We start from the raw sequence: 22,151 nt of genomic DNA, 5'->3' as shown, positions 1-22,151 counted from the left end.
GTGAGAAGAGCCACAGTCCTCGGAAGGAGAGGCTGCCGGCCGGATCGGCGGACGGCGGGGTCAACGCGGCGGTGGGACTCGACGGCGTCATCGGCCGGACAGTGTAGCAGATACAGCTATGAAACTGTTTTCAAGGTATTCCGGAATAGCTTGATCTTCCGGGTCTGGGTGAGGTCAACCGCTCTGGTCTCCTTGCGGACTCCGACATGAAGAACACATTGGTGAAGCTCACCGTCCTGACGGCGATGTTGCTGGGGCTTCCCCTGCTGGGGGCCTCGCTCGTGGGACACCCCCTGTCGCGGTACTTCGAGTTCCCTCCCCGGACCCACTTCGTCCAGCACGCCGGCTTCTCCTGGACCGCCTTCTTCCTGATCTCCGCCTTCACGCTGGGGTGGGTCGTCCCCCTGCTGGTCCAGGCGGTGCGCCAGTGGCGCCGGATGCAGGTGCGCGAGCCGCTGCCGTCCGCGTTCCCCTGGTGGGGCTGGGCGGGCGTGGTGCTTGGCGCCGGAGCCTGGGTGCTGGCGTGGACCCGCCAGCCCTGGTTCGAGTCCCTCCAGGCGCACACGTTCTCGCCCCTGTGGTTCGCCTATATCGCCGTCGTCAACGCGCTCACGTATCGGCGCACCGGCCACTGCATGCTGCTGGAGCGGCCACGCTTCTTCCTGCTGCTGTTCCCGGTGAGCGCCGCCTTCTGGTGGTTCTTCGAGTACCTCAACCGGTTCTCGCAGAACTGGTACTACGTGGGCCCGCACCTCACGGCCGGGGAGTACTTCTGGGCCGCGACGCTGGCGTTCTCCACCGTGCTGCCCGCCGTGCTCGGCACCCAGGAGTGGCTGAGGAGCTTCTCGCGCCTGGAGGGCGTCTTCGCCCGGTACCGTCTCGTCCGCTTCGGACGTCCACGCCTCACCGCGGCCCTCGTGCTGTCCACCTCGGGCCTGGGCCTGGCGCTCATCGGCCTGTGGCCAGACCAGCTCTTCCCGCTGCTGTGGGTCTCTCCCGTGCTGATCCTGGTGTCGCTGCAGGAACTGCTCGGGGAGCGGCACGCGCTGTCCGAGGTCGCCGTGGGAGACTGGAGGCTCGTCGTCACCGCCGCGCTGGCCTCACTCGTGTGCGGCTTCTTCTGGGAGCTGTGGAACTTCCACAGCATGAACAAGTGGATCTACTCGGTGCCCTACGTGCACCGGTTCCTCGTCTTCGAGATGCCCCTGCTGGGTTTCGCCGGCTACCTGCCGTTCGGGCTCGAGTGCGCGGCCCTCGGGTGCTCCGTCGCACGAGTTGTGGTGGAGCGCGAGCCCCAACCCGCGTCCGTGGGCGCGACGGCCGGGTGAAGGCCCGAGGGCCCTCAGTTGTTCGAATAGAAGAGGCCCACCTTGCCGGGCAGCCGCCGGAACTCCAGCGTCGGCATGTCGTCGCTGTTCTGGAAGTCGGGGGCCTTAGCGTTCAACTCCGCGAGCCTCTTGTCTCCCAGCGCCACCAGCTTCTCGAAGCCGGCGAGCCCTTCCTTCAATCCAATCGGATCGAACAGCGCGCGTCCCTCGTCGTACTGCCGCAGGAACACCTCGCGCTGGTGCGGCTGCAAGTCCTCCACCGAGGCGATGAGCGTCAGCCCGTTCCCATACGCCGGAATCGCCTTCACGTGCGGAAACACCTCGTGGATGCCGTGGTACAGCGACGCGATGTCCGGCCCGAAGATGTGCTGCGCCAGCACTCCGCCCGGCCGCAGGCGCGCTCGCGCCAGCTCGTAGAACTCGCGGCTGAACAGGCTCGAGGAGCCCGGCAGGTACGGGTCCGAGACGTTGATGGAGATGACGTCGTAGCGCTCGGACGTGGTGGCCAGGAAGTGCCGCCCGTCCGTGACGTGCACCTGGATGCGCGGGTTGTCGAAATAGCGGTGGTTGCCCGGGCTGAACAGGTCCGCGTGCTCGACGAGCGCCGGGACGATCTCCACCGCCTCGATGGAGCGCACCTCGGCGACTCGCGAGAACGCTCCCGCGGTGATGCCGTAGCCGGAGCCGATGTTGAGCACCTTCTCCATCTTCGGTGCGTAGAGCAGCGGGAAGTACGCCTGCGACTCCTGCACGTACTGCGTGATGGGGTCCCCATACAGGTACACGAGGTCCGTGCGGTTGTTGAGCACCCGCAGCCGGCCCTCGTCCATGCGCACCACGCTGAAGATGCCGTGCGCGTCCTCGCTGCGCACCACCGCTCGCTCGGCGTCCACCACCGGAGGCACATCGGCGCTGCGCGGGAGGATGATGGTCAGGAAGCCCAGCAGCGCCACCCCGCCCAGCGCGTGGTCCGACAGACGGAAGTGCGGGCGGAACGCGTACGCCAGCCCTCCCAGCGACACCACGAGCAGCGCCGAGTTGAACGCGATGAGCCCGTTGGAGCCGATGAGGTTGATGAGCACGTAGCCGCTGGCGAGCGAGCCCACCAGGCTGGCCAGCGTGTTGAACCCATACACGAGTCCCACCCAGCTCGCCGGGTTGCCGACACCGGCGGGCCGGGCCGCGAGCGTCATCGGGAAGAGCAACCCGAGCGCCGTGGCCGGGAACACCACCATCAGCAGAATGAAGAGGACCACCAGCCCCGGGTGCGTCGCCTGCAGGGCGTGGCGCTCGAGCAGGAACGCGGCCGAAAAGGAGATGAGCGTCAGGGAGCACGAATACAGCAGGATGCGCCACAACGGATTCGGACCCCGCAGCAGGGCGCTGCTCATGCGCGCCGCCTGGCCCATGAAGAGCAGGATGAGCGCCAGCGTGATGCTCGTCACGTAGACGCGGTTGCCGAAGCACAGCGACAGGAAGCGCGTCCAGGTGATCTCACACGACAGCGCGATGAAGCCCGAGAACACCGCCAGCGCCAGCAGCAACGGGCGGCTCAGCAGCCGGCCCTCGGCGGGAATCGTGGTGCTCGGGGCCTCGGCATCGTCCCCGGCTCCCGCGCCGACGGGCGGGAAGTAGCGGCTCGTCAGCAGGGCGGCGCAGAAGATGAGCGCATTCACCGCCGCCGCCACCGCGCCAGCCCGGATGCAGCCCAGGTAGTAGATGAGGACGAAGCTGGCGACGATGCTCCCCGTGGCGCCGCCAATGGTGTTGACGCCGTAGAGGGCGGACACCTGCCGGCGATCCGTGACGAGCTGACTCACCAGCGGCAGCGTCATGCCCATGAGCGTCGTGGGCACCGCGATGAGCGCCGCGCACACCGTGAACTGCGTGGCCAGCAGTTGGAGCAGCGGCGCCGCCGGCGAGCCGGAGAGCGACAGGTAGAAGCCCTGGTGCGTGAAGACCGTCCACGTGACGAGCAGGGAGCTGAGGCCCACCAGCAACTCCACGCCGCCGTAGGCCGCGAGCGGGTGCGCCGCCAGCCACCGGCCGTGCTTCAGCAGCCTCGACATCAGGAAGCTGCCGAGCGCCAGCCCGAGCATGAACACGGTGACCACGCACGACATCGAATAGATGGTGCTTCCGAGGATGATGCCGAACCCGCGCATCCAGATGATCTGGAACACGAGCGACGTCATTCCCGTGCAGAACAGGAGCGCGCAGAGATAGCGGAACCGGGAGCGGCTGAGCGTCGTGGGGGCAGTCATGGCATCTCGGTGGTGAGCCGCGAGTAGGGGGCGAGCTCGCGCAGCCGCGCGAGGTACTTCCGGGCCTCGGCCTGGTCTCCGCGCTGGAGCGCCAGCCGCGCGAGCGCCTCGGTGGCGGCGAGGTCCGTGGGGTTGTAGCGGACGGCTTCCTCGAGCAGTGCCTGGGTCCGCCGCGGCTCCAGCGGCGGCTCCACTCGGGTGGCCAGTCCCAGCACCTGGGCCGTCCATACGGCGGCGGCCGGGTGTGCCGGGTATTTCATCAGTGCCTCGCGGAAATGGGCCGTGAGAGCCTCCGCGTTCTCCAGCACCTCGGCGGGTGGCCGGGCGCCGAACCTGTCGAGGTCCGCCACGCCCTTCAGGAAGAGCTGGTCCGCCTCGTGGACGCGTTGGACTCCGGCGCGCAGCGCTTCCAGTGCCTCCGCGTCTCCGGGGCCCGTTCGCAGGTGGTCGAAGATGAAGCCCGGGTCGTTCGCGACGAAATGCTCCACCGCCGAGGCGATTTCCGCGGGGCTCTCCTGCGGCAGGAAGTCCAGCACCGGATTCATGTCCCGGTTGATGAACGGGATGCGCGAGGCGATGTGCTCCAGCCGCTCGGGCCCGGCGCGGAAGCTGGCGAAGAAGAGGGCCGGGTCCTCCCAGCCGAAGCCCTTCAGGTCCGCTTTCGCCACCCGCTCGAATTTCTCCCGCCACGCCTCCCAGTCGATGCGCGCCTCGTCCCGGAAGCCGATGAGGAACGCCTCCTGCGTGTTGAGGCCCAGCGGCAGCCACAGGAGGCTTTGCGGAAACACCTCCTGGAACGTCTTCAGGATGACCTGGGATTTGGTGATGCCCGCGTTGAGCGGCAGCCACGCGAGCACGATGCCCCCGGGCCGCAGGTGCCGGCGCGCCTCGCGGAAGTGCTCCTCCGTGTAGAGCCGCAGGCTGCCCTCGCTCGCGAGGATCATCGAGTCCGACATGATGACGTCGTACTGGTCGCGGCTCATCTTCAGGAAGTGCCGCCCATCCATCACGTCCACGCGCACGTTGGCGCGGCGGCTGGCCTTCTCGTTGAGCGCTCCGAAGTACTCCTCGGCCATCGGAATCATGTGCTCGTCGAGCTCGGCGATGTGCAGCAGCTCGGGCTCGTAGAGCTGGATGGTGCGCGCGAGCTCGCCCACGCCGTAGCCGATTTCCAGCACCCGGCGCGGCGAGGGGTGCACGAGCATCGGCAGGTGGGCCTGCAACCGCTGCGTCTGCCGGCGCGCGGGCACCGTCTCGCCCGACTGGAAGGGGCCACCCAGGAGCACCCGCTCTCCATGCGCGTCCTCGGCCACCAGCACCGGCTGCAGGCTGCTCTCGGTCTGGGCGATGACGTGGAAGCCCGGCCGCAGGCCCGCGTGCTCGTAGAAGCGCGTGAGCCAGTCCTCGCTGAACCAGCCCCCGAGCGCCACCGCCGCGAGCCCCACCCCCACCGCCACCGGGCGCGTGTGCAGCGGACGGATCGCCACGGCCGCCACGCCCGCGGCGATGAGGAGGTTGAGCCCCGCGGTGAGCAGCAACGTGTTCGCCGTGCCCACCCAGGGAATGAGCACGAAGCCCGTGAGGCACGAGCCCAGCACCGAGCCGAGCGTGTTGGCCGAGTAGAGGTTGCCGACGGTCCTCCCGAGCAGCCGCAGCGGCCCGGCGTACAGCTTGCCGGCCAGCGGGAAGAGGCCGCCGAGCAGGACCGTCATCGCGAAGAGCAGGACGAAGCCCGTGGCGATGGAGAGCGGCCGGTGGCCCAGGCCACTGACCCACGAGAGCACCGGGAAGCTGACGAGCCCGAGCAATCCCAGGAGGAGCTCGAAGCGGACGAACAGGCCGAGGTCACTCAGGCCGCGGGGACTCCACTGGCTGAGCGCGAGGCTGCCGAGGCTGATGCCCAGCAGGTATACGGCCAGCACGCAGGCGAAGGTGGTGAGCTTCCCGAGCAGCAGGAAGTCGAGCGTGCGGAACCAGATGACCTCGTAGGCGAGCGCGCAGAAACCCGAGAGCGCGAAGGCGGGCAGGAGCACCCGCGCGGAAGTCCCAACGCTTTCCCGCGCAACCCCTCCCTCGCCCTCAGGGAGAGGGCCGGGGTGAGGGTATTGCTCCTCCGTGCTTCTGACCCGTCCCTCGCGCCGGGCCAGCACCAGGGCGGCGAGCCCGGTGACGCAGTTGAGCAGGAGCGCGACGTGGTAACTGGCCTCGTACCCGAGCCCGAAGACGAGCCCGAGCATGAGGATGGCGCCGGCGGAGGAGCCCAGGGAGTTGAGCGCATACAGCCGGCCGAGCGCGGCCTTCACGCCCTCGGCCTTCTCCACGGCGTGGCGCACGAGCGCGGGCAGGGTGCCACCGATGAGGGTGGCGGGGATGGCGATGAAGACGAAGGCGATGAGGAAGACGAGCCACTTCACGGTGGCCTGAGGCGCCCGGGTGTACAGGGCCGCGTAGAGCGACTCGATGTGCTGGAAGCCGTAGAAGGCGGCGAGCCCGCTGAGCGCCACCCCGAGCTCCAGCAACCCATAGAGGACGAGGGGCCGCCGGACGCGGCCATCCACGAGCCTGCCGAAGACGGCCGAGCCCACGCCGAGCCCGAGCATGAAGGCCGTGATGACGGCGCTCACGCTCTGCGTGGTGCCTCCGAGCAGGAAGGTGAAGATGCGGGTCCAGAGGATCTCGAAGAGGATGCCCGAGAGTCCCGAGAGGAAGAACAGGCGCAGCACCCAGGGCCGGAGGCCGGGCGCGGGCGGGTCGCCACGCGTGGGGGTGACGGGAGGATCGGGCGGACGGAGCACCGCGGCCGTGGTCTGTCTCATCGGGGCGTGGCTCCGAGGATGCCACACCCCTCGCGAAACGTCGCCCGGTTGAAAGGAGGGCAGGGGGCCTTCTTCAGGACTCCGCCCCGTCCCCCGAGGCCGCTCTCACGGAAGCGTGTCGCTGGGCGGCAGCACCTCCTGGCACACCCCCTTCACCAGCTCGAGCTGCGGCTCGGCGAGGAAGCCGCGGATGGAGCTGACGTCGCACTGCCGGTTGAAGCGCTCCTCGACGAGGACGAGCCGGGTCCTCGGAACTAGGAGGACTCGCGCCCGAAGCGCGAGGTGTTGGAGCCGCCGCCCTGGCCCTTGCCGAGCGCCTCCGACTTCTTCGCGCTCTCCTCGGCCAGCACCGGCTCGGGCGCCTGCGACTTCGTGTTCTCCACGATCATCATGCCGCCGGACTGGTGCTTCTCGCGCCCGGTGGCGATGGCCTTGTTCAGCTCCTCGGGCTTCACGAAGTAGCTGGAGCCGGTGCCCGGGTCCTTCACCATGTAGCGGCCCTTCTGATCCATGCCGTCGATGACGACCCAGTGCGCCTTGCCGGGCTCCTGCGCGCTGGCGTGGGTGGAGATCTGGTTGGAGTCCACCATGGCCAGCGCCTTCTTGCCGGTGTGCAGGGCCTCGTCCAGCGTGTCCTTCTCCAGGTCGGCGGTGCCGTGCTTCACCTCGATGCCCTCGTGCGCCAGCATCTTGGAGAGCTGCTCCGGCGTGGTGCCTTCCTTGGAGGCGAACTGCGTCTCCAGCTCGTCGATCAGATCCGAGTCCGACTTGTCCGCCTTGCCGTCCTTGGCGCGCACCAGCATGGCCGCCGCCGCCGCGCCGCAGTTGGCGTCCTCGGTCTGCTGCAGGACGGGGGTGGACTTCGCCCACTCGTTCTTCTGCTCGTTGGCCACCGCGTTGCGCTGCTCGTTGACCGAGTTGGCCACGTCCTTGAGCGCCTTGAGCTCCGTGGGGGCCAGCTTCTGGAGCTCCGGGGCCATGGTGGCCACGGCCTCGGCGAACTTCGCCGCCCACTTCGCCCCGGTGGTGTGCTGCGGCTCGAAGCTGTCGGTGCACCCCGGGATGGCCGCCTTGGCGGCAGGGGGGGCGGTGGGCGCGGGCGTCTGCGAGCCCTTGGCCTGCACCAGGGGCTCCAGCAGACTGGGAAGGGCTCCACCCATTTTCGAAGGGATTTTCAGGCTCATCTCGAAGGTGCTCCCCAGGCGGGTAAATCGTGAGTCCGAAGGAGTTATCGACGCAGACCGTCAAAAGTTTCTTCGGCGTCAGAAGTCTCCTCGGTTTTACTCGGGGTCACGCTTTTGCAAAGCAACCGCGTGAATGGAATCCTGGAAATCCATGAGAGAAGCCAAGAGCCGCGGTAAGGGGAAGGAGACGCGAGGGTCCGCGCCGGACACCGGCCGTTCCAACCGGAGCGGTGGGGTGGCCCCGGAGGACGTGCCGCCCGTGTCCCAGGTGGGGCGCTACCTCCTGCTCAAGCGGCTGGGCGAGGGCGGCATGGGGGTGGTGTACGCGGCATACGACCCCGACCTGGACCGGAAGGTGGCCCTCAAGCTGCTGCACTCGGACGGGAACTCGGACGCGGAGGCGGCGCGGGCGCGGCTGCTGCGCGAGGCGCAGGCCATGGCCCGGGTGTCCCACCCCAACGTCATCCCCGTCTTCGACGTGGGCCTGTGGGGGGCTCAGGTGTTCCTCGCCATGGAGCTGGCGGACGGGGGGACGCTGAGCGACTGGCTGGAGGGAGAGCGCTCCTGGCGCGAGGTGCTGGAGCGCTTCCTGGAGGCGGGGCGGGGGCTGCTGGCGGCGCACGAGGCCGGGCTGGTGCACCGCGACTTCAAGCCCGCCAACGTGCTGGTGAGCCGCGCCGGCCGCGTCTACGTCACCGACTTCGGCCTGGCGCGCCAGGTGGGGGAGCCCGTCCAGGAGGACGCGCTGTCCGAGGAGGCCCGGCAGCTGTTGCCGCCGGAGCGCCGGATGCTGGACGCCTCCATCACCCAGGACGGCGTGGTGATGGGCACGCCCAACTACATGTCCCCGGAGCAGTACCGGGGGGATGAGCTGGACGCGCGCTCGGACCAGTTCAGCTTCTGCGCGGCGCTGTACCGGGGCCTCTACCGGCAGAAGGCCTTCGAGACGGCGCGCATGCGGGCCTACGCGGCCTCGCGGAAGAGCACGCCCGGGGACCGCACCGAGCCCCTGGAGCCGGAGCGCGGCGAGTACCCCGCGGACCTCATCCGTGAGCCGCCGAAGGACAAGAAGGTGCCCACGTGGGTGCGGCAGGCGCTGATGCGCGGGCTGGCGCTGGAGGCCGGGGCGCGCTTCCCCTCGATGAAGGAGCTGCTGCAGGCGCTGTCGCAGGAGCAGCGGCGGGTGAAGCGGCGGCGGTGGATGGTGGCGGCGGGCACGGCGGCGGTGGGGCTCGCGGTGGTGGCGGGCGGGGTGTACCAGCAGTCGCAGGTGTGCGCGGGCGCGGGCGAGCTGATGGCCGAGGTGTGGGGCCCGGCGGCGCGCGGGAAGCTGGAGGCGGCCTTCCTCGCCACGAAGCGGCCCTTCGCCCAGGAGACGGCCACGCGCGTCTCCCAGGTGCTGGAGGACTACACGGCGGCGTGGACGCGGCAGCGCACCGAGGCGTGCGAGGCCACGCGCGTGCAGGGCGTGCAGCCCGAGGAATTGCTGTCCCGGCGCGTGGTGTGCCTGGAGCGGCGGCGCAAGGACGTGGGCGCGCTGGTGGGGCTGCTGGCCGAGGCGGACGCGAAGGTGGTGGAGAAGGCGCTCGACGCGGCGCACGCGCTCCCAGCCCTGCAGGAGTGCGCGGACGTGGAGTCGCTCTCCGAGCAGCAGCGGTTGCCGTCGGATCCGGAGAAGCGCGCGGACATCGAGCGGCTCGAGGGCCGGCTCGCCGAGGTGAAGGCCCTGGTGGACGCGGGCCGCTACCCGGGGGCGATGGAGAAGGCGCGCGCGCTCGAGGCCCCGGTGCTGGCCACCGGCCACCTGCCGCTCATGGCCGAACTGCGCTTCCACCTGGGCTGGCTCCAGGAGCAGCTGGGCGAGTCCCCCGAGGCGGCGAAGCTGCTGTCGAGCGCCGTCTACGACGCGGAGGCGGGGAGGGCGGACTGGCTGAAGGTCTCCATCCTCAACAAGCTGCTCTTCGTGGAGGACGGGCTGAAGCACTCCGCGCAGGCCGAGGGCTGGGGTGGACTGGCCGAGGCCACGTTGAAGCGGCTCGGCGGCGACGCGGTGCTGGAGAGCGACGTGCTGGTGAACCGGGCCAACCTGGCGGTGACGCAGGGGCACTTCCCCGACGCGCGCTCGCTGCTGGAGAAGGCGCGGGAGCTCCAGGCGAAGGTGCTGCCCGTGGGCCACCCCAAGCGCGCGCGCACCACCTTCCTGCTCGGGCGCGTGATGCTGGAGTCCGGCGAGCCCACGCGGGCGCTGGAGCTGCTCGAGGAGTCGCTGAAGCAGACGGAGGCGTCGGTGGGCGCGCTGCACCCGGACATGGCGCGGCGCCACGCGATGCTCTCGTGGACGCTGCGCGAGCTGGGGCAGTACGAGCGGGCGCTGGAGCATGCGCGCGCCATGACGCACATCCGCGAGGCCACCTTCGGCAAGGGCAGCACGCAGGCCGCCGAGGGCCTCGACGAGGAGGGCATGAGCCTGCTCGCGCTCAAGCGCTACGACGAGGCGCTGAAGGTGTATGAGGAGGCGCTCGCCGCCAAGAAGCAGGCGCTGCCCGAGGGGGACGAGCAGCTCCAGTTCTCCTATGACGGCGTGGGCCAGGCCCTGCTGGGACTGGGACGGGCGCGCGAGGCGCTCGAGCCGCTGCGGCTGGCGGTCTCCTTCGCCTCGGTGCCGCCACCGGCGCTGGGGGAGTCGGGCTTCGCGCTGGCGCGTGCACTCTGGGAGTCCGGCCAGCAGCCCGAGGCCCGCGCCGTGGCGGCCAAGGCCCGCGAGCATTTCTCCCAGGCCGAGCTGGCGCCGCGCGTGTCCGACGTGGACTCCTGGCTCGCCTCCCTCCCGAAGGAGCCCGTGCCCAAGCCCGCGCGTCCCTCCCGCCGCCCCGCTCGCCGGTGAGAGGGAAGGGCGGAAATCCTGGGGTGCCCCGGCGCCTCGCGCGTGGTAGCGTCTGACGCGTGGCGTCGCGCGATGATGATGAGAATTCGGATGCGACAGCGACCCTGGCCCGGGCTGGTTCCGGCCGGGTGCGGCTGAAGCTGCTGGTGCTGTCCGGCGCGGAAGCGGGGCGGAGTCATGCGCTCGAGCGCGGTGAGTACGTCGTGGGCAAGGCCCCCACGTGCGACATCGTGCTGAGTGACAAGACCATCTCGCGGCAGCACCTGAAGCTGGAGGTCCGAGAGGCTCACGTGCTGGCCATCGACCTGGAGTCGCGCAACGGCTCCTTCTGCGAGGGCCTGCGCTTCAACCAGCTGGAGCTGCGCCCCGGCATCGTCATCACCCTGGGCACCACCGAGCTCAAGCTGGTGCCGGAGGACACGCGGGAGCGCTCGCTGCCGCTCTCGTCGCGAGATCACTTCGGCGCCCTCGTGGGCTCCAGCCGCAAGATGCGCGAAGTGTTCACCCTGCTGGAGCGCATGGCTCCGGGGGGCTCGGACGTGCTCATCCAGGGCGAGACGGGCACGGGCAAGGAGCTGTGCGCCGAGGCGCTCCACCAGGAGAGCAAGCGCGGCAAGGGGCCCTTCGTCATCGTGGACCTGGCGGGCATCGCCCCCTCGCTCATCGAGTCGGAGCTCTTCGGCCATGTGAAGGGGGCCTTCACGGGCGCCCAGAGCGACCGCGCCGGGGCCTTCGAGCGCGCCCATGGCGGCACCGTCTTCCTCGACGAGGTGGGCGAGCTGCCGCTGGAGCTCCAGCCGAGGCTCTTGCGCGTGCTGGAGCGCCGTCAGGTGAAGCGGGTGGGCGCCAACGACTACCGCACGGTGGACATGCGGGTGGTGGCGGCCACGCACGTGGACCTCGAGGGCGCGGTGAAGGCGGGGAAGTTCCGCCGGGACTTGTTCCACCGGCTCGCGGTGCTGCGCGTCACGCTGCCGCCCCTGCGCGAGCGGCCCGAGGACATCCCCCTGCTCATCGACACGGTGCTCGAGCGCATGGGCCGTCCTCCCAGCGCGCTGTCGGACCAGACGCGGGCGCTGCTCGCCCACTACCCCTGGCCCGGCAACGTGCGCGAGCTGCGCAACGTGGCGGAGCAGGTGGTGAACCTGGGCGAGGAGGCGCTCCCGGAGCTGCCCGAGCTCCCCGGCGAGCCGCGCCCCGGCTCCGGCGGCTCGGCCGAGCTGGAGCTTCCCTTCAAGGAAGCCAAGGAGCGGCTCATCGAGGGCTTCGAGCGCGACTACCTCAAGAGCCTCATCGAGCGCTGCGAGGGCAACATCTCGCGGGCCTCGCGCGAGGCCGGCATCGACCGCGTCTACCTGCGCAAGCTGCTGCGCAAGCACGGGCTGGACGGCGGCGGCGAGTAGCTCCCGCCCCCCAGGGTGGTGCCTGGTGACAGCTGTCATCAGGCGGTGACTGCCGTCACCAGGGGGCGTGAGGGCGGGAGTCACCGCTCCCCCGGCGCCCGGCGGGCCTTCCCCGTGAAATCGAGGGTTTCCGCTCGCGGACGGCGTGACGCGGTGCGTGGCACGCAACCTGCTCATGTCCGGCGCGGATACTCTCTTTCGGGTGGACGCTTCCCACCTGAGCACAGAAGGCCCCCACGCCATGAAGATCAACAACCGCTCCCAGAATCCGTCCGCTGCTCCCACGTCCTCCTCCACCGCCACGGAGCGCCCGGCCTCCTCGCCGAAGAACGAGGCCCGTCCCGCCTCGGGTCTCGACTTGAAGTCGACCTTCACGCCGGCGGCCACCACCGCGCGCCCCTCGGTGGCGCTCACGACGCAGCAGGCCGCTACCGCTCCCCGCACCACCGGCCCCCTGGCCCTGAACAGCGTGGAGGCCCGGAACGCCATCCAGAGGTCGGTCAACTTCCTCCAGCAGCAGTCCGGTGCCACCTCCCGAGGCGTGGTGCCCGGCGCGGGTGCCGCCGCGTCCGTCTCGCCGCGCTCCGTGCAGAAGGACGAGCTGGGCATGACGCACGTGCGCCTGGACCGCACGCACGAGGGCGTGAAGGTCTTCGGTGAGCAGCTCATCAGCCACCTGGACGCTCAGGGCAAGGTGCAGAGCATGACGGGCGAGCTGTCGAAGATTCCCGCCGGGCTGGGCTCGCAGCCGGTGAAGCTGTCGGCGAAGGCCGCGCTGGCCATTGCCCAGAGGCAGTTCAACGGCAAGACGGACGCGGACCGTCCGCCCACCTCCGAGCGCGTCATCGTCCAGGGCAAGGACGGCCAGTACCACGCCGCCTACCACGTGCAGCTCACCAACACCGCGGACCTCGAGAAGGACGCGCGTCCGCGCCGGATGAACTACTTCGTCGACGCCAACTCGGGCGAGATGCTCAAGAGCTTCGACCAGATGGGCGGCATCGAGCTGCCCAAGGCGGGCAAGCCCGGCACCGGCACCCCCACGCCGAGCACTCCCAGCACGCCGGGCACTCCGCCGACGACGCCCACGCCTCCCACCACGGGCACGGCGAACGACACCACGCTCTACAGCGGCAAGGTGGATCTCTCCACGACGAAGGGCGCGAACGGCACGTACACGCTGGAGGACAAGAGCCGCGGCGGTGGCGTGGTGACGTACGACGCGAAGAACAAGGCACAGGCCAGCGGCCAGACGGCCTTCACGGACAAGAACGACGCGTGGGGCGAGGCCTCCGACGACACGCGCTCCAAGGCCGCGGTGGACGCGCACTACGGCGCCGAGATGACCTACGACATGTACAAGGAGGTGCTCGGCCGCGACTCGCTGGACGACAAGGGCGAGAAGCTCATCTCCTACGTGCACGTCGACAAGAACTTCGTGAACGCCTACTGGGACGGCACGAAGATGAACTACGGCGATGGAGACGGGAAGAACGCCGGCCCGCTCACCACGCTGGACATCGCCGGGCATGAAATCTCCCACGGCCTCACCGAGCGCACCGCGGGCCTCGTCTACGAGGGCGAGTCCGGTGGCCTCAACGAGGCGATGAGCGACATCTTCGGCACGGGCGTGGAGTGGCACGCCTCGCAGAAGAACCAGTCCGTCAAGTTCGACTGGAAGATGGGCGAGGACGCGTGGACGCCGGCCAACGGCACTGGCGACGCCCTGCGCTACATGGACGACCCGACGAAGGACGGCTACTCCATCGACAACTACAAGAACTACCCGAAGCAGAAGGAGGTGCACGGCTCGAGCGGCATCGCCAACAACGCCTTCTACCTGCTCGTCAACGGCGGCACCAACCGCACCTCGGGCCAGAAGGTGGACGAGGGCATCGGCATGGAGAAGGGCCTCAAGGTCTACTACCGCGCCCTGAACCACTACATGACGCCCACCACCACCTTCGCCCAGGCCCGCCAGGCCACCATCAACGCCGCCACGGACCTGTACGGCGCCAACTCGGCCGAGGTGAAGAAGGTCAAGGACAGCTGGAGCGCCGTGGGCGTGAACTGATTCGCGGACCCCGGACCTGGGAGCGCCTCTCGCGGGGCGCTCCTCCCGTCATTTCTGGACGCTCGGGCGGCGGGACTCGAAGCCGCTCAGGGCCCCGCCCCGGGGACTGTCTCCCGCTACGCCGCGGACGAGTGCGACGCGCCGGCCGAGCCCATGCCACGCGTGGCCGCGTCCACCCGATCCAGGTAGCGCGTCAGCCTCGGCCTCGCGATGATCTGGTCCCGCTGCCACGGGGTGATCTCATTGCGCAGGCTGTAGAGCTGGCTGAACAGGGCGATGTCCGCCGTGGAGAAGGCGCCCAGCCAGAAGCCCTCCTCGGGGGTGTTGGCCTCGAGCGAGTCGAGCAGCGCCTGGAAACGCCGCCAGCAGGCCTCGGGGCCCGCACGCCAGACATCGCGCGCCACGAGCACGCGTACCATGCGCTTGCGGACGACTTCCATGATGACGCCCCGCATGAGCGTGGGCAGGCCCGAGAAGGCGTTGTTGCGGAACCGGGTCCAGTTACGGTCATCGGCCCAGCGGGAGGCGATGAGGAAGCCCGCCAGCGAGGTGTCCGCGAGTTCCTCCCACAGGAGGGCCTCGGCGGCGAGCTTCGGGTCGTTCGTGCCGTGGAAGGTGCGACCCGTGAGCGTCTGGAGGCGCGCGAGGATATCGGTGGAGTCACCCACGGCCTCGGAGTCGCCGATGAGCAGCACGGGCACCTGCCCGGTGGAGTAGTACTTCTTGAAGGTGCCCGGCAGGCCGTGGCGGCGCTCGTAGGGGAGGCCCAGGTACTTCAGGGCGCGGTGCGCCTTCATGCAGAAGGGAGAGTAGCTCTCCAGACCAGGGATGGTGGTTGCGTCGAACTCGCACAAGACGAGCTTCGGCAGGTTGGGGGAGGTCATGGGCCGCACTTCCGCACGGTCCACCCCCCAGGCGTCAAGGGCCGCACCAGCGCCGCGGCCCGGCACGGCTCGCCTTCTCCCGGGGCGCCGTCGAGCGCTCCCGGAGTCACGCTCGCGCTGCGTTACACCGCGGCCTGCCGCGAGCCCTTCGCCCGGGCGATCAGCACCCCGAGCATCGTCAACCCCGGATAGAAGTTGTCCGCCGCGCACGGGCAGCTCATGACGGCCTTCGCCTCGTTGTTGATGAAGAGTTGCAGGGTGCCCTGCTGGATGGAGATGTGCAGGCCCGCGTCGTAGGGGGCCCGCCGCTCCTCGCCCTTGCCGAACAGCTTCGGGGCCCGGACCATCAGCCCGTTGCGCGTGAAGCGCGCCGAGGGGCCCCACTGAATCTCCTCGCCCCGCTCCAACCGCTGGAGGAGCTGGGCGGCGACGATGTCGGCCACCTGCTCGCGCAGCGCGTCCAGATCCGAGTCATTGCCGCGGCTCGTCTGGTTGTGGCTGATGGGCTTCGTGCCGGGGCCGCCGGTGAAGCTCATGTTCAGCGCCGTCCCGGTGTACGCCCCGTTGTGGTAGTGCCGGGTCGCGCCGAACTGGAAGCTCGTGATCTCCGAGTAGCGCAGCGTGCGCTCCCCGAAGATGGAGCGCCGGACGACGCCCAACTCGTGCACGCGGAAGCTGTACTGGGCGATGGCGGCGAACGCGAGGGCCGCCCCCCACCCGACGAACAGGGAGCCGGCGAGCCAGCCCCAGTTGTGGGCCATGGCGGTGGTGATGATTCCCGCTGAACCGGCGATGAAGCAGAGGCCCGCGCCGATCCAGCAGGCGACCTGGCTCGCGCGGGTCACCTTCTTCTGGAACAGGACGCGCCCCAGGGCACCAGCCCGCTGCGGGCGCTCGTCCTCGGTGCGCTGACGCCGCGCCAGCACGCCGAGCAGTCTCGCGTTGGGGCTCTCCTCCTCCACGGTGAGGAACGGCAGCTCCTCGCCCGAGCGCCAGAACGAGACCTTGTTCTCGAACATGGCGACACCGGCCAGCTTGCTCAGCTGCACCGGCGCCTGCTCGCCCACGTGCAGCCCGCGCGAATCGAGCCTCCAGCCCTTGCCCTCGAGCGGCGCGCCCTTCTGGAGTCTCGCCTCGGCCGCATCGGCGAGCTTTCCGAGCATCTCCACCAGCATGGGCGCGAAGAAGTCCTCGGCGTCGGCGGACGCGAACTGGGCGGCCCGGCGGTTTCCACCGGACCAGGTGAAGTCCAGCGTGCGCAGGAGCCCCGCGTGGTTTCCGTTGAAGAGCTTCGCCTCCTCCTTCAGGGAGAAGTCCCGCATGTGGAGGTACGGGATGATCTCGTCGGAGCCTATGCGTGAGAGGACAACTCCCTGTTCGTGCACGGTGAGCCCGCAGCGGCTCGCGGACCGGCGGACGAGGATGCCCAATCCCACGCCCGCGGGCGGTAGCCCGAGCAGGAACAACAAGGGATGGGCGACCAGGAGGCCCGCGAACGCCAACGCCACCCCGAGCACGAGCAGGGCGATGGAGCCCACATAGAAACGCAGCGGCGCGGGCTCGAACTCCACGCGCTTGAACACGACCGCTCCCAGCCTGCCCTGAGCGGCACTTCCCACGGCTTGCAATGACATGAACTCCCCCTCAGCGGACGGGACTCTATCCCAAGGTGCCGCTGCTGAAGCGGCTGCGCCAGGGCGCGAAGCTCTGACGCCTACTCCACGTGTCGGGTTGGGTGGATGACGGCGGACGTAATACCCGCTTCCCTGAGCAGGTCCTCTGAGGTAGTACGCGGGACCTGACCGGAGAAGACATGTCCACCACCGTCACCATTACCATGCAGGAGCGAAGGTTCTTCGAGCGCATCTACCAGGTCGTCGAGCAGGTGCCGCGAGGGCAGGTGTCGACGTACGGCGACATCGCGCTCATCGTGGGCGGCGGGTGCGATGCGCGCATCGTGGGGCTCGCGATGGGCGACCTGGGGCCGCGCGCGGCGAAGGTGCCCTGGCAGCGCATCATCAACCGCTCGGGAGGCATCAGCACGCAGGGCTACAACCAGCGCGAGCTGCTGGTGGCCGAGGGCGTCGAATTCGACGAGAAGGGCAAGGCGTACCTGGACCGCTTCCGCTGGGCCGGGCCGGGCCAGGAGTGGGCCACGAAGCACGGCTTCACCCCGCTGCCCGCGCGCTCCTCGGGTAAGGAAGAGGACAAGTCGCAGATGCGCCTGTTCTGAGGCGCCGGGGCGCGGGTCGCATATACTCGCGCACCCTATGGAAGGCCGCCTGGTCCTCAAGAACTGCTCCATCTTCCGCACCGACGGCCGCGGCCGCGCTGGCATGGCCATCGTCGTCGAGGAAGGTCTCATCCGCCGCGTCGCTCCCGACGCCGAGGTGCCCGTGCTCCCCGGCGATTGGGAGGTGTCCTGCCGCGGCCGGCTGGTGCTCCCGGGCCTCGTGGACTGCCATGCCCACCTGGTGGGGGATCAGCTCGTGCCCTCCGTCGGAGAGTTCCTCCTGCACTCGCCCCTGGTCCGGCTGGAGCAGGAGCTTCGGCTGGCTTCGCTGCTCACCGCGCAGGACGTGGAGGTCCTCTCCCGCCACGCCATGGCCAACGCGCTGCGCTCGGGCGTCACGCTGGCGGTGGAGCACCTGTCGTGTCCGCGAGACGTGGCCGGTGCGCTCGATGCCCAGGCGCGCGCGGCGGAACAGCTCGGCCTGCGGCTGGTGGCCAGCCATGCCACCACCAGTCTCGGGGGCCAGGACAAGGCCGACGCCCAGGCCGAGGCCAATGCCGACTTCGTGAAGCGCCGGGGTGCTCATCCTCTGGTGCGCGGCGCGCTCGGCTTCCACTCCTCGTGGACGACCACCAATGCGCTGCTGGAGAAGCTCGGCCGCCTGCGCGAGGCCTCGGGCGCGCCCGTGGTCTTCCACCTCGCCGAGGGCGACCACGACCTGGCCAACACCTGGACGCAGACGTTCCAGCGCATCGTCCCCCGGCTGGAGTCCTTCGGGCTGCTCGGGCCGCTGTCGGTGGCCGCGTACGCGCGCTCCGTGGACGATGCCGAGTCCATGCGTCTGGCGGCCAGCGGCACCTGCGTGGCGCTCGGCCCCGGGGCGGCGCTGCTCGTCGAGCCCAGTGGCCGGGCCCTGGAGACGCTGCACGGGCGCCAGAATCTGATCGGCCTGGGCAGTGCCGGCCATGGCGGTCTCTGGGATGCGCTGGGCGCCGCGCTCATCACGGCGGTGGGCGCCGCGCGGGGCTCGCGCCTGGTGGATCCAGACGGCGTGCTGGTGCAGCTCTTCTCGGAGGGCCCGGCCGAGCTGTGCTCGCGCCTCTTCGGCGTGCCCTCGGGCTCGGTGGAGGAGGGGCGGCTGGCGGACCTCGTGGTGTTCGACTGCGTGCCGGCGCTGGACAAGGACAGTGGACAGGCGCCGTACCTGCTCTCCCAGCTGGGGCGCTCGCGCGTGGCGTGGAACATCGTGAACGGCCGCGTCACCGTGCGCGAGGGACAGTTGCTCGGCGCGGACGAGGTGGCCCTGGCGCGCGATGCGGCCCGCGTCCTGTCGGAGGTCTGGGCGCGAGCCCGCCTCCCGGAGGCCGGGTCCCTCGAGGGTGTGGCGCGCGCGCGATGAGCTCCCGTACCGCCTCCCTGGCCGGGGTGCTCCGCCAGGCCCGCGAGCGGCGAACCCCACTGCGGGATGATCCACGCACCACCGCGTACCGGCTCGTCAACGGCGAGTCCGATGGCGTCCCCGACGTGACGGTGGACGTCTTCGAGTACCTCCACGTGGTGAGCCTCTACCGCGAGCTCACGCCGGCCGAGGAGCAGGAGCTGCTCGACGCGATGGAGTCCGCCTGGGCGCCGCGCAGCGTGTACCTCAAGCGGCGGCCGAGGGAGGCGCGCCACCTGGCCAACGTGGCGAAGGAGCAGCTCGCCCCCGAGCAGGCCGCGCGCGGCGAGGCGGTGGAGTCGCTGGTGGCGCTGGAGAACGGGCTGCGCTTCCTCATCCGTCCGGGGCAGGGCCTGTCGGTGGGGCTCTACCTGGACATGCGCGACACGCGGACGTGGCTGGCCGGAGAGGTGCGGGGCCTCACCGTGCTCAACCTCTTCTCGTACACGTGTGGCTTCGGCGTGGCGGCCACGGCGGGTGGGGCCAGGCGCGTGCTCAACCTCGACGCCAGCCGCCGCGTGCTGGAGTGGGGCGAGGAGAATGCCCGCCTCAATGAGCAGCCGGTGGACCGCTACGACTACGTGGCGGGGGATGTCTTCGAGTGGCTCGGCCGGCTGGCGCGCAAGGGCGAGACGTTCGACGTGGTGGTGGCGGATCCGCCCTCGTTCGCCACCACGCGCACCAGCCGCTTCTCCGCGGCGCGGGACTACGCGGACCTGGCCGAGGCCGCCGCGCGGGTGGTGGCCCCCGGTGGCCGGCTGGTGGCCTGCTGCAACCTCGCCACGCTGGCGCCCCGCCGCTTCGAGGCCATGGTGACGGAGGGCGTGTCCCGGGCTGGCCGGAGGGGCAGGGGGGTGCTCGACCTGGGCCCGTCGCCGGTGGACTTCCCGGCCTCGCCCGCGCATCCGGCCGCCCTCAAGGTGCGGGTGCTCGAGCTGCCCTGAGGCGCTCGCGCCCGGGGCTCACGAGGTGCCGGGGGGCCTGCTGGCCAGCATCGTCTGCACCAGCTGGCGCAACTCCCGCGAGGAGAAGGGCTTGTCCACGCGGCGGATGCCGGCCTGCTCCAGGAAGGCGCGGGCGTTGGGCGTGAAGGCGCCTCCGGTGAGGAACACCATCCGCTCGGCCAGCGCGGGGGCGTGGCGCGAGAGCTCCTGGTGCAGCTCCATCCCGCTCATCTCCGGCATCATCACGTCGCACAGGATGACGTCGAAGTGCTCGCCGCCCACCAGCCGCGCATGGGCCTCGCGCGCGCTCGTCAGCGTCACCACGTCGTGCTCGCGTTGCAGCGTGCGGCGCACGGCCACGCCCATCATGGGCTCGTCGTCCACCACGAGAATCCGTCCCCGTTGCGGCACCAGGGCGGCCACGGCGGGCCGCTGCCGCTGCTCGGTGGGGCTCGGGGCCCAGGCCGCGCGCAGGATGATGCGGAAGGTGCTGCCCTTGCCGAGCTGACTCTCCACCTCCATCCGTCCGCCGAAGCCGGTCACGATGCCGTGGCAGATGGAGAGCCCGAGTCCCGTTCCCAGGCCCACGGGCTTGGTCGTGAAGAAGGGCTCGAACACCCGCTCCAGGTGGTCCGCGGCAATCCCCGAGCCCGTGTCCCGCACCTCGATGGCCACGCCCTCGGGATGGGGCCGTGTGCGCACGAGGATCTCCTGGTGCTCCACGTCCCCCTCGGGGATGGCCTGGGCCGCGTTGACGAGCAGGTTGAGGAAGACCTGTCCGAGCCGGCCCTCGTTCGCCTCGGCCACGAGCGGCTCCGGCGCGTAGTCACACACCAGGCGGGCGCGGTGTCTGATTTCATTGCCCGCCATGCTGATGGCCGTCTCCAGCGCGTGGTGCACGTCCACGGGCTCGGCGCGCACGTCCTCTTCCGCGCGGGAGAACATCTTGAGCTGCCGGACGATGTCCCTCACGCGCCCGGCCCCGGTGCGGGCGTCGGCGAGCAGCTTGCGGGCTTCCTCGTCCGCCGGGCCCAACCGAGGGAGGAGCTCCGTCTCCAGGTGCTCCAGGTTGGAGAGCGTGAAGGCGAGCGGGTTGTTGATCTCGTGGGCAATCCCCGCGGCCAACGTCCCGAGCGAGGCCATCCGGTCCGCGAGCAGCAGCCGGCCCTGCATCTGCTTGCGCTCGGTGAGATCTCTCAGGATGTGGACGCGGCTCGGCTGGCCGTCGAACATCACCAGGCTCTGGGTCAGCTCCGCCGTGACGAGGCCCCCGCCCTTGCGCAGCAGGCGGACCTCGCTGGGCGGCAGCGGTCTGCCGGAGTGCAGCGCCTCCTTGAACCGCTGTTTGCCCGACGAGAGATCCTCCGGATGGAAGAAGGCCTTGGCGAGCGCGGTGACCGGCTGCTCCACGAGCTCGGCCGCGGAGCCGCACCCCACCATCGCGACGAGCGCGGGGTTGGCGTAGACGAGCCGCTCGCCCTGCTGCACGGCGATGCCATCGGGCAGCCGCTCGATGAGCTCGCGGAAGCTGCGCTGGGAGCGGTCCAGCGCCTCCAGTGTGCGCGCGTGTTGGAGCGCGTAGCGGATGGAGCGCTCCAGGAGCGTTGGCGTGAGCTGGGACTTCTCGAGGAAGTCCGCGGCCCCGGCCTCCATGGCCTGCCGGTCGAGCGAGTCGTCCTCCTGCGCCGTCAGCAGGATGGCGGGACCACGCCAGCCCCCGCGCCGCGCCTGCGCCAGCACCTCCAGCCCCGTGACCGAACCGAGGCGGTAGTCGAGCAGGCACACGTCATGGTGGCCGGATTCCAGCTCCACGAGCGCCTGCTCGGAGCTGGCCACCCACTGGAGCACCATCCACCGCGGCCCGATGGAGCGCAGCGCATCCCGCGTCAGGATGAAATCGTCCTCGTCATCCTCGACGAGCAGGACGCGGATGGGGGGTGGGGCTGCCTCCTGCGTCATGGGGTGGGGAGGGGGCGCGGCAGCTCGACGATCTGGAACCAGTGCTTGTCCAGCACCTTCACCACCTCGACGAGTCCCTCGAAGGTCACCGGCTTGGTGACGAAGCAGTTGGCCCCCAGGTCGTAGCTGCGCAGGATGTCCTCCTCGGCCTTGGAGGTGGTGAGGACGACGATGGGGATCTGCCTCAGCGAGGGGTCGCTCTTGATTTCCCGCAGCGCCTCGCGGCCGTCCTTGCGGGGCATGTTCAGGTCCAGGAGGATCAACCCGGGCCGCGGCGAGTCCTTCGGATTGGCGTAGCGGCCGCGGCGGTACAGGTAGTCGAGCAGCTCCTCGCCGTCCTCGACGAAGCGCAGCTCGTTGGCCAGCCGGCCCTCCTCCATGGCGGTGCGGGCGAAGTCCCGGTCATCCGCGTCATCATCCGCCATCAGAATCGTCACGGGTCTCTTCAGCTCCATGGTCATCATTTGCTCGCGTATTGCTTGAGGGGCAGCGAGGCGATGAAGGCCGCACCGTTTCCAGGGGAGCTGTGCGCGCGGATACTGCCGCCGTGCCGCTCGACAATCTTCCGGCAGATCGCCAGGCCGATGCCCGTCCCCTCGTACTTGCCGCCGCGTCCGTGCAGGCGATGGAAGACTTGGAAGATGCGCTCGGCGTGCTTCTCCTCGAAGCCGATGCCGTTGTCCTCCACCCGCAGCTCGCACTGCTGGGTCTGCTCGTTCACCGTGGCCTGGAGGGAGATG

Annotated in this window: 15 protein-coding genes; 7 read left to right on the top strand and 8 right to left on the bottom strand. The window is 70.1% G+C overall.

The features are described from left to right. Positions 1-206 precede the first annotated feature (206 nt). Positions 207-1,328, top strand: a complete 1,122-nt coding sequence (locus ACJ8AN_RS25870) for a hypothetical protein (RefSeq protein ID WP_407758139.1) — start codon at positions 207-209, stop codon at positions 1,326-1,328. A gap of 14 nt (positions 1,329-1,342) precedes the next feature. Here ACJ8AN_RS25870 and ACJ8AN_RS25865 read toward each other — a convergent pair whose 3' ends face one another. The 3 genes from ACJ8AN_RS25865 to ACJ8AN_RS25855 form a co-directional block, all read right to left on the bottom strand. Further along, complete coding sequence (locus tag ACJ8AN_RS25865; protein WP_407758138.1) at positions 1,343-3,592, bottom strand: spermidine synthase; 2,250 nt, start codon at positions 3,590-3,592, stop codon at positions 1,343-1,345. Further along, the gene (locus tag ACJ8AN_RS25860) at positions 3,589-6,408 is read right to left on the bottom strand and encodes a fused MFS/spermidine synthase (protein ID WP_407758137.1); all 2,820 of its coding nucleotides are present in this window, start codon (positions 6,406-6,408) and stop codon (positions 3,589-3,591) included. The genes ACJ8AN_RS25865 and ACJ8AN_RS25860 overlap by 4 nt, the downstream gene beginning before the upstream one ends. Positions 6,409-6,662: 254 nt before the next feature. Continuing rightward, a complete protein-coding gene (locus ACJ8AN_RS25855) occupies positions 6,663-7,592 on the bottom strand; it encodes a cysteine peptidase family C39 domain-containing protein (RefSeq protein WP_407758136.1) in 930 nt (309 codons plus the stop codon). A 151-nt stretch (positions 7,593-7,743) separates the two neighbouring features. On the opposite strand from ACJ8AN_RS25855, the gene ACJ8AN_RS25850 reads away from it, so the two are divergent. From ACJ8AN_RS25850 to ACJ8AN_RS25840, 3 genes are all read left to right on the top strand, one after another. Continuing rightward, positions 7,744-10,476: a protein kinase domain-containing protein gene (locus ACJ8AN_RS25850; RefSeq protein ID WP_407758135.1), complete on the top strand. Its 2,733-nt coding sequence runs from the start codon at positions 7,744-7,746 to the stop codon at positions 10,474-10,476. Positions 10,477-10,535: 59 nt separating this feature from the next. Next, positions 10,536-11,879, top strand: a complete 1,344-nt coding sequence (locus ACJ8AN_RS25845; protein WP_407758134.1) for a sigma 54-interacting transcriptional regulator — start codon at positions 10,536-10,538, stop codon at positions 11,877-11,879. 241 nt (positions 11,880-12,120) lie between these two features. After that, positions 12,121-13,953 carry a M4 family metallopeptidase gene (locus ACJ8AN_RS25840; protein WP_407758133.1) on the top strand — a complete coding sequence of 611 codons (1,833 nt, stop codon included), beginning with the start codon at positions 12,121-12,123 and terminating at the stop codon, positions 13,951-13,953. A gap of 116 nt (positions 13,954-14,069) precedes the next feature. Here the strand turns inward: ACJ8AN_RS25840 and ACJ8AN_RS25835 are convergent, their stop codons facing one another. Both ACJ8AN_RS25835 and ACJ8AN_RS25830 read right to left on the bottom strand, forming a co-directional pair. Further along, positions 14,070-14,837, bottom strand: coding sequence for a glutathione S-transferase family protein (locus tag ACJ8AN_RS25835; RefSeq protein WP_407758132.1), 768 nt, complete (start codon positions 14,835-14,837; stop codon positions 14,070-14,072). 122 nt (positions 14,838-14,959) lie between these two features. Further along, positions 14,960-16,420: a hypothetical protein gene (locus ACJ8AN_RS25830; protein ID WP_407758131.1), complete on the bottom strand. Its 1,461-nt coding sequence runs from the start codon at positions 16,418-16,420 to the stop codon at positions 14,960-14,962. Between the two features lie 230 nt (positions 16,421-16,650). Here ACJ8AN_RS25830 and ACJ8AN_RS25825 point away from each other — a divergent pair, with 230 nt between their 5' ends. Genes ACJ8AN_RS25825 through ACJ8AN_RS25815 form a run of 3 tightly spaced genes read left to right on the top strand, consistent with a single transcriptional unit; the run spans position 16,651 to position 19,452 of the window. Next, positions 16,651-17,070, top strand: a complete 420-nt coding sequence (locus ACJ8AN_RS25825; protein ID WP_407758130.1) for an MGMT family protein — start codon at positions 16,651-16,653, stop codon at positions 17,068-17,070. Positions 17,071-17,107: 37 nt separating this feature from the next. Further along, complete coding sequence (locus ACJ8AN_RS25820; RefSeq protein ID WP_407758129.1) at positions 17,108-18,469, top strand: amidohydrolase family protein; 1,362 nt, start codon at positions 17,108-17,110, stop codon at positions 18,467-18,469. After that, the gene (locus ACJ8AN_RS25815; protein ID WP_407758128.1) at positions 18,466-19,452 is read left to right on the top strand and encodes a class I SAM-dependent rRNA methyltransferase; all 987 of its coding nucleotides are present in this window, start codon (positions 18,466-18,468) and stop codon (positions 19,450-19,452) included. Before ACJ8AN_RS25820 ends, ACJ8AN_RS25815 begins: the two co-directional genes overlap by 4 nt. Positions 19,453-19,470: 18 nt before the next feature. Here the strand turns inward: ACJ8AN_RS25815 and ACJ8AN_RS25810 are convergent, their stop codons facing one another. The 3 genes from ACJ8AN_RS25810 to ACJ8AN_RS25800 all read right to left on the bottom strand — a co-directional run. Beyond that, positions 19,471-21,411, bottom strand: coding sequence for a response regulator (locus ACJ8AN_RS25810; RefSeq protein WP_407758127.1), 1,941 nt, complete (start codon positions 21,409-21,411; stop codon positions 19,471-19,473). Continuing rightward, entirely contained in the window at positions 21,408-21,866 is a 459-nt protein-coding gene (locus ACJ8AN_RS25805; RefSeq protein WP_407758126.1) for a response regulator, read from the bottom strand. The genes ACJ8AN_RS25810 and ACJ8AN_RS25805 overlap by 4 nt, the downstream gene beginning before the upstream one ends. Before the next feature lie 5 nt (positions 21,867-21,871). After that, a partial coding sequence (locus ACJ8AN_RS25800) for a sensor histidine kinase (protein WP_407758125.1) occupies positions 21,872-22,151 on the bottom strand: 280 nt, incomplete at its 5' end.

The sequence above is a fragment of the Archangium sp. genome, from assembly GCF_045802675.1.
Lineage (GTDB): Bacteria > Myxococcota > Myxococcia > Myxococcales > Myxococcaceae > Archangium.
This window is presented reverse-complemented; position numbering and strand designations above follow the sequence as displayed.

Excerpts from the sequence above, each read along its gene's own strand:
- ACJ8AN_RS25870 (WP_407758139.1), top strand. The coding sequence starts at position 207 with ATGAAGAACACATTGGTGAAGCTCACCGTCCTGACGGCGATGTTGCTG.
- ACJ8AN_RS25865 (WP_407758138.1), bottom strand. The coding sequence starts at position 3,592 with ATGACTGCCCCCACGACGCTCAGCCGCTCCCGGTTCCGCTATCTCTGC.
- ACJ8AN_RS25860 (WP_407758137.1), bottom strand. The coding sequence starts at position 6,408 with ATGAGACAGACCACGGCCGCGGTGCTCCGTCCGCCCGATCCTCCCGTC.
- ACJ8AN_RS25855 (WP_407758136.1), bottom strand. The coding sequence starts at position 7,592 with ATGAGCCTGAAAATCCCTTCGAAAATGGGTGGAGCCCTTCCCAGTCTG.
- ACJ8AN_RS25850 (WP_407758135.1), top strand. The coding sequence starts at position 7,744 with ATGAGAGAAGCCAAGAGCCGCGGTAAGGGGAAGGAGACGCGAGGGTCC.
- ACJ8AN_RS25840 (WP_407758133.1), top strand. The coding sequence starts at position 12,121 with ATGAAGATCAACAACCGCTCCCAGAATCCGTCCGCTGCTCCCACGTCC.
- ACJ8AN_RS25835 (WP_407758132.1), bottom strand. The coding sequence starts at position 14,837 with ATGACCTCCCCCAACCTGCCGAAGCTCGTCTTGTGCGAGTTCGACGCA.
- ACJ8AN_RS25825 (WP_407758130.1), top strand. The coding sequence starts at position 16,651 with ATGTCCACCACCGTCACCATTACCATGCAGGAGCGAAGGTTCTTCGAG.
- ACJ8AN_RS25820 (WP_407758129.1), top strand. The coding sequence starts at position 17,108 with ATGGAAGGCCGCCTGGTCCTCAAGAACTGCTCCATCTTCCGCACCGAC.
- ACJ8AN_RS25815 (WP_407758128.1), top strand. The coding sequence starts at position 18,466 with ATGAGCTCCCGTACCGCCTCCCTGGCCGGGGTGCTCCGCCAGGCCCGC.
- ACJ8AN_RS25810 (WP_407758127.1), bottom strand. The coding sequence starts at position 21,411 with ATGACGCAGGAGGCAGCCCCACCCCCCATCCGCGTCCTGCTCGTCGAG.
- ACJ8AN_RS25805 (WP_407758126.1), bottom strand. The coding sequence starts at position 21,866 with ATGGAGCTGAAGAGACCCGTGACGATTCTGATGGCGGATGATGACGCG.